The following is a 13231-nucleotide window of genomic DNA, read 5'->3' on the forward strand; positions in this document are numbered from 1 at the left end:
AATTTTAAAAATATTTATTCAAACTTTATTTATTTTTAAATTTGTGGTAGTATTATATGTGATATAAAATGTAAATATAGAGATGGAGGAAACAACTTGGAAAAGATAGTCGTTAAAGGTGGAACACCTTTAATAGGAGAAGTACAAGTTTCTGGTGCGAAGAATGCCGCTTTACCAATTTTAGCTGCAGGTTTATTAGCAACAGAGGGTACAAGTAAATTTTATAATGTTCCTAAGTTATCAGATATTAAGACAATAGGATTATTATTTGAAAGTCTAGGAGTAAAGGTAGATTATAGACCAGAAGAAAATACTTTAGAAATGGATGCAAGAAAACCTTTACTAACAGAGGCTTCATTTGAATTCGTTAGTAAAATGCGTGCTTCATTTTTAGTTTTAGGACCAATGTTAGCACGTGAAGGAAGTGCAAAAGTAGCGATGCCTGGAGGGTGTTCAATTGGAAGTAGACCTATTGATCAACACTTAAAAGGGTTTGAAGCACTAGGAGCTACAATTATTCAAGATGCTGGTTTTGTTGAGGCAAGAGCAGAAAAAGAATTAGAAGGAACAACGATTTTCTTCGATTTCCCAAGTGTGGGTGGTACTCAAAACGTTGTTATGGCAAGCTGTTTAGCAAAAGGAAAAACTACTATTGTTAATGCAGCTCAAGAGCCAGAAATCGAGGATATGATTAACTTCCTAATTAAAATGGGAGCTAAGATTGAAGGTAAAGGAACATCTGTTTTAGTTATTGAAGGAGTAGAAAAATTAGTAGGTACTGAATATACAGTGATGCCTGACCGTGTAGAAGCTGCTACATACATGATTGCAGCAGCAGCAACAAAAGGCGATGTGCTAGTTAAAGGTGCGCCTTATAAAGATAATGTTGCCTTAGTAAGTAAGATGCGTGAAATGGGCGTTAACATAGAAGTAGTTGATGAAACGTCTATGCGTGTAAGTAATAAACTAGAAAGTTTAAGACCGGTAGATGTTAAGACGTTACCTCACCCAGGATTCTTAACAGATATGCAGTCTATTATGTGTGTATTAACATTATTGGCTGATGGTACTAGTACTATTACTGAGACTGTTTTTGAAAATAGATTTATGCATGTTGAAGAGTTACGCAGAATGAATGCGAAGATTAGAATTGAAGGTAGAAGTTCACTAATCGAAGGACTACCTCATTTAGAAGGAACTACTGTTAAAGCAACGGATTTACGTTCTGGAGCAGCTCTTGTCATCGCTGGTTTAATGGCTACAGGAACTACTAAAGTTATTGATATTTACCACATTGATAGAGGTTATGTAGACATCGAAGAAAAAATGAGAAAACTAGGTGCAGATATTCAAAGAATAGATGAGTAGGAATTTATTATGAAATCAAATGATAAATTAGTAAGGTATTTGCGAAACATAGCCTTAATGATCATAATATTTTATATTGGATTGTTATTAGGGTATACTATATTAGGTAAGGGCAGTCTTTTCGATGCTTTAAGTTTAAAGCCGATAAGACATATTAAAGACATTATATACAATTAGGAGGAAATGAAGATGGCAAATGATTTATTTGTAGAACTTCAACAAAAATTAGAAGGGAAAAATGTACGTATCGTACTACCAGAAGCATATGATGAGCGTGTATTAGAGGCGGCTGTTAAATTAGGCGCTACTAGTTATGTTAAACCTGTGTTAGTTGGGAAAAAAGAAAAAGTAGAAGAAATCGCTAAAGGATTATCTTTAGATGCTTCTAACCTAGAAGTTATCGATCACGAAAACTACGAAAAATTAGAAGAATTAGTTGCTAAGTTTGTAGAACGTCGTGCAGGAAAAGTAACTGAAGAAAAAGCTCGTGAATTATTAAAAGATGTTAACTACTTCGGAACTATGTTAGTATACACTGGTGAAGTTGAAGGATTAGTATCTGGAGCAATTCACTCTACTGGAGACACTGTTCGTCCAGCATTACAAATTATTAAAACAAAACCAGGAACAAAACGTACAAGTGGTGCATTCATCATGAGTAAAGAAGACAAACGTTATGTATTTGCTGACTGTGCGATTAACCCAACATTAGATGCTGAAGGATTAGCAGAAATCGCAATCGAAAGTGCTAAAACAGCTAAAAGCTTCAACGTTGATCCAAAAGTAGCAATGTTAAGTTTCTCAACTTTAGGTTCAGCTGTTACTGAAGATACTACTAAAGTAGCAGAAGCTACTAAGTTAGTTAAAGAAAATGCACCTGAATTAGCGGTAGAAGGTGAATTACAATTCGATGCTGCAGTTGTACCTTCAGTAGCTAAATTAAAAGCTCCTAATTCAAAAGTACAAGGGGATGCTAATGTATTTGTATTCCCAAGCTTAGAAGCTGGTAATATTGGATACAAAATTGCTCAACGTCTAGGTGGGTTTGAAGCTGTAGGACCAATCTTACAAGGATTAAACGCTCCTGTAAATGACTTATCTCGTGGATGTAATGCAGAAGATGTATACAAACTTTCATTAATTACAGCTGTTCAAGCTTTAGAAAAATAAGATTATAATTATAAAGGGGCTGACTCAAAAGTCCTAAATTTGAACAAAGTGTATATGATAACTCATAGACGCAGTGGTTTATTGATATCTAAATTCGCTTTATAAAAGCTTTTTAGGTATCTAATAAACTGTGCGGGGGTGACTCGACAAAATCGATTTCTTTGAAATCGCGATTTTTGAGTCACTCCCTTTTTTAGTTTTATCCATGGCATTATTAGTAGTATTTAAAGAGTATACATAAATTTAGTTTTATTGTATAAAAATACTGTTGACTATATTTGAATATTTTGTATGTTCTAGTCTTTATAATTGCATTTATACCAACTTTTATGGTATTATAATATGATGTATAAATATGGAGGTAAACATGGTTGCAATAGAATCAAAAGATGATTTATATGTTATTAATTTGTTAGAAGATTTTGATGAATTTTATTTAGAATTAGAAAAATATGCCGAAGAAAATAGAGTACCTATTATAGATAAAATAGGGATAAGATTTTTAATTCAGATGCTTAAAGTAAAAAAAGCTAAGAATTTATTAGAAATAGGAACGGCAATCGGATATACATCTATTAAATTAGCCGAAAAAATAGGATGTAATGTCACAACTATCGAGCGTGATGATAAGATGTATAATCAAGCAAAAAACAACATAGAAAAGAGAAATCTAACTAATAAAATAACATTACTTCATGCTGATGCATTAGAACTTCAAGATGAAGTAGTGGCAAATGCCCCATATGATGTAGTATTTATCGATGGTGCTAAGAGTCAAAGTAGAAAGTTTTTTGAATTATATGAACCATATTTTGCTGAGGATGTTGTAGTTATTACGGACAATGTGCTATTCAAAGGGATGGTTGCCGATCCAAGTATTATTAAACACAGTAGAGATTTAAAACAACTTTCTAGAAAAATTAATAATTACAATGAATGGTTATTAAAACATGAAAACTATGAAAGTGTAATACTACCATTTGGAGATGGGATAACTATAACAACAAGAAAATAAAATTATAGAACTGTGAAGTTAGTATATTTTATTAAGAGAGGATAAAAAATGACAGTAGAGTTAGTTGTAACACCGAAAAGTATTGATCATATTTATGAACTGATAAATGTAGGAGCTGATAGTTTCGTTATCGGTGAAGAAAAATATGGATTACGTCTTGCTGGTGAATTTAAGAGAGACGAATTAAAAAAAGCTATTGAGATTATACACCAAGCAGGGAAAAAAGCATATGTTAGTGTAAATGCAATATTTCATAATGAGCATATAGATGACCTAGTTGATTATTTACATTATTTATCAACACTAAATGTAGATGCTCTAATATATGGAGAACCAACAATTATAACAATTTTAAGAGAAGAAAATCTTGATTTTAAACTTCAATGGGATCCACATACATTAGCTACGAATTCTTTCTCATGTAATTATTGGGGGAAACGTGGAGCTTATAGAACATGTCTTTCAAAAGAATTAACTATTGATGAAATTCTTGAAATTACAGAAAAAAGTGAATATGAGATTGAAGTACAAGTTCAGGGAATGCTTTGTATGTTCCAATCTGTAAGGAAATTGGTGGATAATTATTTTATGTATAGTGGTAAAGAGAAGTATATTGAAGAATATAGTAATTCTAAGAAACTATTCCTATACAGTCAAGATAGAAATGAACGCTATCCAATTTTTGAAGATTCGAATGGGACACACATCATGAGTGCAAATGATATCTGTGCGATAGAAGAATTAGATCGTCTAATCGAAGCAGGGGTAACTGCATTTAAGATTGAAGGTGTTTTAAAAGATGAAGATTACATCACAGAGGTTGTAACTATTTATCGTGATGCTATTGATCTTTATTATGAAGATAAAGAGGCATACGAAGATGAAAAACAAGATTTCTATAACGATATAGAAAGAATTAAACCAAAATATAGAGAAGTAGACTTAGGGTTCTTCTATAAGAAAACTATGTACTAGTCTATTCTTGAATTTTATAAAAGGGTAAGGTTTCCTATATAAAACCTAATAAAAAAGACAAGGAGGATGGGTCATACTTGAATGTGACCTTAACTTATGGCGATACCAAATATTTCAGAAATTAGAGACGGTAAGAGAGTAATAACGAAAAAACCAGAATTACTGCTTCCAGCAGGGAATTTAGAAAAATTAAAAATAGCTATTCATTATGGAGCAGATGCTGTGTTCTTAGGAGGGCAGGAGTTTGGGCTTCGTAGTAATGCGGACAACTTTACAATTGAAGAGATTAAAGAAGGTTGTGAATTTGCAGCAAAATATGGAGCTGACATTTATGTTACAGCGAACATTATTGCTCACGATGAGAACTTTGAAGGATTAGATGAATTCTTAATGGCACTTCAAGATGCAGGAGTAAGAGGAATTATCGTAGCGGATCCATATATCATTGAAAGATGTAAAGCTGTAGCTCCAAAAGTAGAGGTACATATCAGTACACAACAATCAATCTCAAACTATAAGGAAGTTAGATATTGGGAAAGTGAAGGAGTGCACCGCGTAGTACTAGCTCGTGAAACAGGATATGAAGAAATTAAAGAAATTCGTGAAAAAACAGATGTTGAGATTGAGATGTTTGTTCACGGTGCAATGTGTATAGCGTATTCTGGACGTTGTACATTAAGTAACTACATGACAGCTCGTGATAGTAACCGTGGAGGTTGCTGTCAATCATGTCGTTGGAATTATGACCTTTATGAAGAAGGAACTGATGAAGATACTAAATTATTCGATGAAGGTGCAAATCCTTATGCGATGAGTCCAAAAGATTTAACATTAATTGAAGCAGTACCAGAGATTATTGAATTAGGTATTGATTCGTTAAAAGTTGAAGGTCGTATGAAATCTATTCACTATGTAGCAACAGTTGCAAGTGTATATAGAAAACTAATCGATGATTATTGTGCAGATCCAGATAATTTTGAGATGACACCAGAATATAAATTAGAATTATATAAATGTGCTAACCGTGATACTGCGATGTCATTCTTCTATGAGATTCCTAAGTATTCTGAACAAATGTTTGGAAACGAAGGTGGTAAGAAAACAAACTATGACTTTGTTGGGCAAGTTCTTCACTATGATGAAGAAACTCAAATTGCAACAATTCAACAACGTAACTTCTTTAAAACTGGACAAGAAGTTGAATTCTTTGGACCAGAGATTGATACATTTAGACAAGTTATCGGAGAAATTTACGATGAAGATGGTGAATTACTAGATGCAGCAAGACACCCACTTCAAATTATTAGAACAAAATTAGACTCTAGAGTATTTAAAAGCAATATGATGCGAAAGGAAATGGGACGCTAATGGCTACAAAAAGACCAAAAATTATCGGTATTGTTGGAGGAAGCGGTAGTGGTAAAACTACTGTTACTAAAAGAATTATAGACGAGCTAACTCAAGATAAAGTGGCTTTAATCGAGCAAGACTATTACTACAAAGATCAAAGCCATATGACAATGGATGAAAGAGTTAAAACAAACTATGATCACCCTAGTGCATTTGATAACGAGTTACTGTATAATCATTTATTAGAATTAATCGATGGAAAAGCTGTTGAATTACCAGTATATGATTATGTAAATCATACTCGTAGTAAAGAACAAAAACATCAAGAACCTAAAGATGTAATTATTATCGAAGGTATGTTTGGTCTTTATTCAGAGAAATTACGTGAATTAATGGATATTAAGATTTTTGTTGATACACCGAGTGATCTACGTATTTTACGAAGATTATTACGTGATATTAATGAGCGTGGAAGAACTGTAGAATCAGTTATTAATCAATACTTAGTGTCAGTTAGACCGATGCATGAAAAATATATTAAACCAACTAAACAATATGCTGATATTATTGTTCCCGATGGTGGATATAATGATATAGCGATTGATATTTTAATAACAAAAATCAAATCGCTACTAGCAAAATAATAAAAAAAAAGATATAATATAGAGTAGACTAAAAAAAGGAGTATCACTATGGCTTTAGAAGAAAAATTAGAATATCAAATGACCCAAGAAGGTTATGACAAACTTGTTGAAGAATTAGAACACTATAAAAAAGTAAAACGTCCAGAAGTAATTGAAAAAATTAAAATTGCACGTAGTTTCGGGGATTTATCTGAGAACTCTGAGTACGATGCAGCAAAAGATGAACAAGGATTCATCGAGCAAAGAATTTTAGAGATGGAACAAATGATTCGTTATGCTGTTATTATCGAATTAGATGAGAAATCAAGCACAATTCGTTTAGGTAACAAAGTAACTTATCAAGAACTACCAGACGGGTTAACAGAAACTTACAAAATCGTAGGTAGTGCTGAGGCTAATCCATTTGAATACAAAATTTCAAATGAATCTCCAGTGGCACAAGCTTTATTAGGAAAAGAAGTTGGAGACATTGCAAAAGTTTCATTACCAACAGGGCCAGAAGATTCAATGGATATCAAAATTCTAGCGGTAGAATAGTATTATGATAGCATTAATCGGTGCAATGCCAGAAGAAGTGGCTATAATAAAAGAAAAAATAGAAAATTTACAAGAGAAAAAAATAGCACATGTAAAGTTTTATGAAGGTAAATATGAAGGACGCGATATTGTTCTTATGTTAAGTTTACCAGGGAAGGTGAATGCTGCTATTGCTACAACTTTATTATTAGATCACTATAAACCAGAATATGTGATTAATATAGGAACATGTGGTGCCTTACAAGGTGATATGGAAATTGGGGACATGATCGTTGCTACAGAAGTAAGACATTTTGATGTTGATGCAACAGAGTTTGGCTATGAAATTGGTCAAGTACCACAAATGCCAGCAGCGTATAAGAGTGATGAAGAGTTGCAAAAACTAGCTTCAGATATAAGTTTACCAGATCATAATATTCATTTTGGTTTAGTGGGTACGTCAGACTCATTTATCTCTAATAAAGAGTTGAAAAAAGGAATATTGAAAAACTTTCCTAATATGCAAGTAGTTGAAATGGAAGCAGCAGCGATTGCTCAAACTTGTTACCAATTTGGAACAAAATTTATAGTTTGCCGTAGTGTAAGTGATAAAGCAGAAGAAGGAACTCGAGTTACTTTTGATGAATTCTTACAAATAGCTGCAGTAAATTCATCTATATTAACTACAGAACTAATAAAAAAACTTTAAAATTAATTATAAATCAGCAAAGGAGAGCAAAAAGCTTTTCTTTGCTGTAATATTTATGTGAAGTAGGAGGGAAAGTATGATAACTATATTATCGAAATTATTTTTAATATTAACATCTGAAAAACTTCCGAGTTATACTTTGAAATCAATTAAAAGTGGAGGATATACAAAAGAAGAATTAGATATAATCTGTAAAATTGTGAAAGATGATTATACAAGATATAAAAAAGGTTTCAAAGTAGCAGTAGTAATGGTATTTTTTACAACTACATTCATATTATTCCTCGGATTATATCAAAGAGCCCCTGGAGCGTTTTTAATTGATATGTTGATTTTGTATATTGTGATATTTACATTGATATTTATGTTGATTTATGTACAAAAAGTCAATAAAATTCGAAAAACATTTTTAAAAGCGGTGAAAAAAGGTTATCCAGAATTATATAATGAATATGAAGATAAGTTACATGAATATGTAGATTAAAAAATATTATAGTCATAATTTTATGTAATTAATTGTATTGAAAAAAAAGTTATAAAATGTTAATATAAAGTAGATAAATATTATATAAGGAAAAGAAAATGAAAAATATTACTGAAAGAAGATCCTTTAATTATTTGAAGAACTTAGTTCAGATAAGTTTGGGATTATTGATATTTTATTTAATTTTTTCCTATTTTAAAAAAGAGATAGTTAGTTTAGACTTCAAAAAAATACATCATCTCACTCTAACTATAGGAGAGATGAAATTTTTAGTGGTTTTATTAAGTGGTCTATTAGGTATAAGTATTTTATGTTTATATGATTATTTTGTTCTAAAGGCTATTAATTTAACGAAAAATATGTCTTCATTCCGTATTTTTAAAATTAGTTTTATGACTAACACATTAAATATGGTACTAGGTTTTGGTGGCTTTATCGGTGCCGGACTTAGATATTATATGTATAAACCATATACAAAAAACGGAAAAACATTAGTTACTGCAATAGGGATGATTCTTATTTCTATGCTTTCTGGAATCAGTCTATTGTCAATTTTTGTAGTATTAAATGTCTTTCCAGGACAAGCGTTATATGCTAATAATAATATCTTTTATTATTCATTAATATTGATGTCTTTATTTTTACCACTATATCTATTTTTTAATTTGAGAAAACCAAGAATTAGAACGGATAGATACTTAAGTGTTAAATTGACAGTAATTTCTTTTTTAGAATGGGTATTTGCAGCCCTTATTATTCTTATGATTCTTTATTTTTATACGGGAGATTTAGTAGCTGATAAGGAATTACAGATAATGGGAGTTATAATAGTAGCATCAATAGTAGGCTTATTAACTATGATTCCAGGAGGATTAGGTACTTTTGATACTTTAGTTCTTATCGGACTTAAAAATTTGGGTATAAATCCAGAAATTATAGGTGCGACAATTATAATATACAGATTGTCATATTATGTTGTTCCTTTTACTATTGGATGTTTTATGTTCCTAACTGAAGGAATTAGAATGATAAAAGATAAATTTAAGAGAGGAGAAAAGTTATGATTACGACGATAATTTATGCGATAGTTGCCTATTTTATTGGAAATGTTATGGGTGGAAAATTATTAGAAAAGATTTATAAAGAAGAATTTACTAATAAAGGCTCTGGTAATGTTGGGGCAAGAAATGCAGGACGCGTTTTAGGTCCTAGATCGTTTTTATTTGTTTTAGCAGTAGATTTTTTCAAAGGATTTTTTGTGGTTATATTACTGAAAATATTAGATGTTGATCAAAAAATTATATATATTTGCATAGTATTAGTATTATTAGGTCACATAAAACCTATTATCTTTAAGTTTAAAGGTGGTAAAGGGGTTGCGACATTCTTTGGTTGTTTAGCAGCATTATCATTAAATTTATTCTTAATCTTAATACTTTGTACATTAGTTATAGCTATTATCGTAAAAAGTTTAACAATTGGGTTTTATTCTAGTCTTCCATTTGTAACGTATATAAACTATGTAGAAAATCCATCATTTATAATACTAGGAATTTTTATACTAGCAGTTCTATTGATAAGTGTAGTAGCTGTAAAAGATATAGAAGATTCATTCAATAAATATTTTAGTGCAAGAAAAATTAAGAAATCAGTTCGATAGTGAGCTGATTTCTTTTTTTGTTATTTAGAATTGTTTTTTCGTAGTTCTTTTCTTATAAGTAGAGTACGTTTAAAACAAATTATCGCATATAATAAAAGAAAAATCACAGAAGTTATATAGGCAATAGTAAAGTAGTTTTCTACTTTTTCAATTTTATAGGTAAAACTAACAATGTATGGTATTATTACTGCAAAAGTGTAAAAAATACGCTCATATTTTAAAAGATTCAAGATTTTATTTGTTTTTATTGATAACTTATTTTTTTCTTGAAAATATCCAATAATACTAGCGCATATGATTATTGGAATAGTTGAATAGAAATAGAAGATATTTTTTGTATAAAGAAATGTAGTTAATAGTATAATAAAAATAAGTAAAGTGATGATTAAGTATTTTTTATATTTCATATAATTTCCTCCCTTTTTTATATGAAAATTAGTATATTAAGAATTATAAAAGAAGAATTGGATAAGTTTTAAGTCCTTTATTTCAATTTCATTATAACATAATAAGCACAAGTAGAATAATATTATATATCATATTTTATATAATTTTATTCTAAGAGAGATTTTCAACTATAAAATGCAGATAATTTTTCAAGTATAGGCATTGAAGGTGTTATATCCGTGTTAAATAAATAAATTATCTAGAAAGAAGTCTTGAAGTAATTTATGGCGTTTTAATTAATAATTTGTGTTGATTTAAGTGATTTTAAAGTTAATAATATATAATATATTCATCTGATAAATTAAAAGAAATAAAAAATAGGAGATTTTTCATATGTCGTTAAAGAAGATAGCGAAGTTATTAGCGAATAAAAAAGTTAGAAGGATTGCATGGATGTTAATAAGTCATCCTAAATTTATAAAGATGCTGAAGAATAATATAAAAAGAAGATAAAACGAAGAAAATACATTTCAAAGAATATAATTCAACATGCTTATTGAATAATAAATTGGTATCAATCTTCATACACTAGAGTAGTATTTATAGATATTCTTTATGTTAATTCAAATCCGACCTCATTACGATTTAAGAATGTGTAAATCGTAATAGTTACTTAAGACGAGAATCTATTGACTTGTTATATAAAACATAATAAAATTTAACTATAGAATAATTAATTAAACAATACGGAGGCGATTAATATGAGTAAATGTGAATGTGAACACCACTGTCACTGTCATGATGCAGTAGAAGATTGTAAATGTGGAAACTGTGTTGAAGGAACATGTGAATGTAAAGAAGGTTGTGCTTGTGGATGCCATAATGCAAAAGAAGATTGCGAATGTGGAAACTGCAAAACAGGAGAATGTCATTGCGATAAGCATGCTGCATAATATTCCTATAAAAAAAGAGATCTGGTATTTTACCAAATCTCTTTTTTTATTAACTTAAAATTATCTAAGTGTAATTAGAAGGTTAAGTACTCCTGCAAGAACAAGAAGTATAACACTCCATTTAATTGTTTTAGCGAAGATTTCGCTATCTCTGTTAACTAATCCAACGGCTGCTGCTGCAACTGCGATAGATTGAGGAGAGATCATTTTAGCGATAGCTCCACCAATGATGTTTGAAGCTACAAGCAATGAAGGGTCAACTCCAATTTGAGTTGCTGTAACATGTTGTAATCCAGCAAATAGAGATCCACTGTTAACAACAGATCCTGTTAAGAATACCCCAATCCATCCTAAGATAGGAGAGAATAATGGGAAGATTTTACCTGTGTTAGCAAATGCTAATCCTAATGTTGATGACATTCCTGAATATGTTGAAATGTAAGCAAAAGCAAGTACAGAACAGATTGTTAAGATTGGACCCCATAATTCAACAGCTGTTTCTCTAATTGTAGAAATAACAATACGACTGTTAACTCTAAAAATAATGATTGTTAGAACTGCAGCAAGGACAATCGCTGTTGTAGTCGAAGTAAATGGAGCAAAACTAAATACTGCTTTAATTGGAGTAGCTTGTTTTACAATAGGAGCAACACGTGCAACTGTACCATCGATATAGTATGGGAAGTTGAAAATTAGTGAGTTTAAAGCTCCCGCTGCTTGACCTGTTTTAGGATTTGCAGGTTGGATTAGTTGTTTGAAGAATCCAGTGTTTAGTAAAGTAACGAATAGTGTTAAAAGAATGAACGGTGTCCATGCTCTAACAACTTCTTTACCAGTTAAAACTTCTTTATCATGAGAAATTTCTTTAGTTTCAGCTGTAAGTTGTTGTTTTGGTTGCCAGAATCTTAAGAATATGATTAAAGCAAGTAAACTCACGATAGCTGAAGAAACGTTAACAAGTTCTGGTCCTACGAAGTTTAAGAAGATGAATTGAGTAATAGCAAATCCACCACCAGAAACTATAATTGCAGGGAATGTTTCTTTGATACCTTTGAAACCATCTACCATAAAGACGATTAAGAAGGCGATAATAACAGTAACAAGACATAAGATTAATGAAGTGTTTTTACCAAGAGTTAATGCATCTAAATCTGTTAAAGTAGCTGGAACAGTTACTGGGATACCCATCGCTCCATACGCACCACCAGCGATATTAGCAACTAAACAAATTGCAGCAGATTGTAATGGTTTGAAACCTAAACCTACTAAAATTGCAGCTGTAATAGCAACCGGTGCACCAAATCCTGCAGCACCCTCTAAGAAAGCGTTGAATGAGAATGCGATTAAAAGAACTTGAATTCTTTTATCTGGTGAAATAGATGAGATACTTTGTTTCATTACATCGAAGAATCCCATTTTAACTGTTAATTTGTATAAGAAGATTGCAGCAAGAACGATACTAGCAACAGGCCATAAACCTGAAACGATACCTTGTTCTGCAGCCCCTGCAATTTTATCAACAGGCATCTTATAACATACAGCAGCTACGATAGCTGCACTAAGAATACTTAAACCTCCGGCTGTATAACCTTTAAGTTTAAAAACTACTAATGAAATTAAAAATATAACTATAGGAAGAGCAGCAACAGCAGCAGATAACCAAATATTACCCATTGGATTGTACTGTTGTTCCCAAATAGTATTAAGAATCATTATAATTCCTCCTAAATTGAAAATTTGTATAAAATAATTATATATAAAATACTGTACTAATGCAAGCTATTAAACTACATTTTCATGAGATTTTCAAAAATATAATGTTTACATAGTTTTAAGAAATTAATCGAATATATTCAATTTTTTAATTAAAATGAGCATCTTTAAAGGTTAGTAAACGTTCCAAGTAATTTATAAAATGAAAAGATGAAAAAATATTAATTATTAAAAAAAATTTCTATATAAAAAATAGAGAAATAGTATAATTTTTATTTTTAAAAATC

At 30.7% G+C, this 13231-nt stretch carries 15 protein-coding genes; 13 read left to right on the forward strand and 2 right to left on the reverse strand.

What is annotated here, in order from left to right; translation table 11 throughout:
- Window positions 1–96 precede the first annotated feature (96 nt).
- The 12 genes from murA to O3884_RS06100 all read left to right on the forward strand — a co-directional run bounded on the left by murA (window position 97) and on the right by O3884_RS06100 (window position 9891).
- Window positions 97–1368, forward strand: a complete 1272-nt coding sequence (gene murA, locus O3884_RS06045; protein WP_371452424.1) for a UDP-N-acetylglucosamine 1-carboxyvinyltransferase — start codon at window positions 97–99, stop codon at window positions 1366–1368.
- Between the two features lie 57 nt (window positions 1369–1425).
- Complete coding sequence (locus tag O3884_RS06050) at window positions 1426–1545, forward strand: DNA-directed RNA polymerase subunit beta (protein WP_224207478.1); 120 nt, start codon at window positions 1426–1428, stop codon at window positions 1543–1545.
- Window positions 1546–1557: 12 nt separating this feature from the next.
- Window positions 1558–2538, forward strand: coding sequence for a phosphate acetyltransferase (gene pta / locus O3884_RS06055; RefSeq protein WP_294681383.1), 981 nt, complete (start codon window positions 1558–1560; stop codon window positions 2536–2538).
- A gap of 367 nt (window positions 2539–2905) precedes the next feature.
- On the forward strand, window positions 2906–3553 hold the full coding sequence (locus tag O3884_RS06060) for an O-methyltransferase (RefSeq protein ID WP_371452426.1): 648 nt from the start codon (window positions 2906–2908) through the stop codon (window positions 3551–3553).
- Between the two features lie 48 nt (window positions 3554–3601).
- On the forward strand, window positions 3602–4528 hold the full coding sequence (locus O3884_RS06065) for a peptidase U32 family protein (RefSeq protein WP_371452428.1): 927 nt from the start codon (window positions 3602–3604) through the stop codon (window positions 4526–4528).
- Window positions 4529–4624: 96 nt separating this feature from the next.
- Window positions 4625–5896 (forward strand): peptidase U32 family protein, encoded by a 1272-nt coding sequence (locus tag O3884_RS06070; protein WP_003146785.1) that lies wholly within the window; start codon window positions 4625–4627, stop codon window positions 5894–5896.
- A complete protein-coding gene (udk, locus tag O3884_RS06075) occupies window positions 5896–6522 on the forward strand; it encodes a uridine kinase (protein WP_314397684.1) in 627 nt (208 codons plus the stop codon). Before O3884_RS06070 ends, udk begins: the two co-directional genes overlap by 1 nt.
- Before the next feature lie 48 nt (window positions 6523–6570).
- Window positions 6571–7059, forward strand: a complete 489-nt coding sequence (gene greA, locus O3884_RS06080; protein WP_294681394.1) for a transcription elongation factor GreA — start codon at window positions 6571–6573, stop codon at window positions 7057–7059.
- Between the two features lie 4 nt (window positions 7060–7063).
- The gene (gene mtnN, locus O3884_RS06085) at window positions 7064–7747 is read left to right on the forward strand and encodes a 5'-methylthioadenosine/S-adenosylhomocysteine nucleosidase (protein ID WP_371452431.1); all 684 of its coding nucleotides are present in this window, start codon (window positions 7064–7066) and stop codon (window positions 7745–7747) included.
- A gap of 76 nt (window positions 7748–7823) precedes the next feature.
- Window positions 7824–8231: a hypothetical protein gene (locus tag O3884_RS06090; protein ID WP_371452433.1), complete on the forward strand. Its 408-nt coding sequence runs from the start codon at window positions 7824–7826 to the stop codon at window positions 8229–8231.
- Between the two features lie 98 nt (window positions 8232–8329).
- Entirely contained in the window at window positions 8330–9295 is a 966-nt protein-coding gene (locus tag O3884_RS06095; RefSeq protein WP_371452435.1) for a lysylphosphatidylglycerol synthase domain-containing protein, read from the forward strand.
- Entirely contained in the window at window positions 9292–9891 is a 600-nt protein-coding gene (locus O3884_RS06100; protein ID WP_371452437.1) for a glycerol-3-phosphate acyltransferase, read from the forward strand. The genes O3884_RS06095 and O3884_RS06100 overlap by 4 nt, the downstream gene beginning before the upstream one ends.
- A gap of 20 nt (window positions 9892–9911) precedes the next feature.
- On the opposite strand, the gene O3884_RS06105 is transcribed toward O3884_RS06100, so the two are convergent.
- Window positions 9912–10298 carry a hypothetical protein gene (locus tag O3884_RS06105; protein WP_371452439.1) on the reverse strand — a complete coding sequence of 129 codons (387 nt, stop codon included), beginning with the start codon at window positions 10296–10298 and terminating at the stop codon, window positions 9912–9914.
- Window positions 10299–11039: 741 nt separating this feature from the next.
- Here O3884_RS06105 and O3884_RS06110 point away from each other — a divergent pair.
- Window positions 11040–11231, forward strand: a complete 192-nt coding sequence (locus O3884_RS06110; protein WP_060913667.1) for a hypothetical protein — start codon at window positions 11040–11042, stop codon at window positions 11229–11231.
- Between the two features lie 60 nt (window positions 11232–11291).
- Here the strand turns inward: O3884_RS06110 and O3884_RS06115 are convergent, their stop codons facing one another.
- Window positions 11292–12944 (reverse strand): L-lactate permease, encoded by a 1653-nt coding sequence (locus O3884_RS06115; RefSeq protein WP_371452441.1) that lies wholly within the window; start codon window positions 12942–12944, stop codon window positions 11292–11294.
- Between the last annotated feature and the right edge of the window lie 287 nt (window positions 12945–13231).

The sequence above is a fragment of the Gemella sp. 20925_1_85 genome, from assembly GCF_041433735.1.
Taxonomy (GTDB): domain Bacteria; phylum Bacillota; class Bacilli; order Staphylococcales; family Gemellaceae; genus Gemella.

Bases quoted from the DNA above. Each gene is read 5' to 3' on its own strand.
- O3884_RS06050 (WP_224207478.1), top strand. From the start codon at position 1,426: ATGATCATAATATTTTATATTGGATTGTTATTAGGGTATACTATATTA.
- pta (WP_294681383.1), top strand. From the start codon at position 1,558: ATGGCAAATGATTTATTTGTAGAACTTCAACAAAAATTAGAAGGGAAA.
- O3884_RS06060 (WP_371452426.1), top strand. From the start codon at position 2,906: ATGGTTGCAATAGAATCAAAAGATGATTTATATGTTATTAATTTGTTA.
- O3884_RS06065 (WP_371452428.1), top strand. From the start codon at position 3,602: ATGACAGTAGAGTTAGTTGTAACACCGAAAAGTATTGATCATATTTAT.
- O3884_RS06070 (WP_003146785.1), top strand. From the start codon at position 4,625: ATGGCGATACCAAATATTTCAGAAATTAGAGACGGTAAGAGAGTAATA.
- udk (WP_314397684.1), top strand. From the start codon at position 5,896: ATGGCTACAAAAAGACCAAAAATTATCGGTATTGTTGGAGGAAGCGGT.
- greA (WP_294681394.1), top strand. From the start codon at position 6,571: ATGGCTTTAGAAGAAAAATTAGAATATCAAATGACCCAAGAAGGTTAT.
- mtnN (WP_371452431.1), top strand. From the start codon at position 7,064: ATGATAGCATTAATCGGTGCAATGCCAGAAGAAGTGGCTATAATAAAA.
- O3884_RS06090 (WP_371452433.1), top strand. From the start codon at position 7,824: ATGATAACTATATTATCGAAATTATTTTTAATATTAACATCTGAAAAA.
- O3884_RS06095 (WP_371452435.1), top strand. From the start codon at position 8,330: ATGAAAAATATTACTGAAAGAAGATCCTTTAATTATTTGAAGAACTTA.
- O3884_RS06100 (WP_371452437.1), top strand. From the start codon at position 9,292: ATGATTACGACGATAATTTATGCGATAGTTGCCTATTTTATTGGAAAT.
- O3884_RS06105 (WP_371452439.1), bottom strand. From the start codon at position 10,298: ATGAAATATAAAAAATACTTAATCATCACTTTACTTATTTTTATTATA.
- O3884_RS06110 (WP_060913667.1), top strand. From the start codon at position 11,040: ATGAGTAAATGTGAATGTGAACACCACTGTCACTGTCATGATGCAGTA.
- O3884_RS06115 (WP_371452441.1), bottom strand. From the start codon at position 12,944: ATGATTCTTAATACTATTTGGGAACAACAGTACAATCCAATGGGTAAT.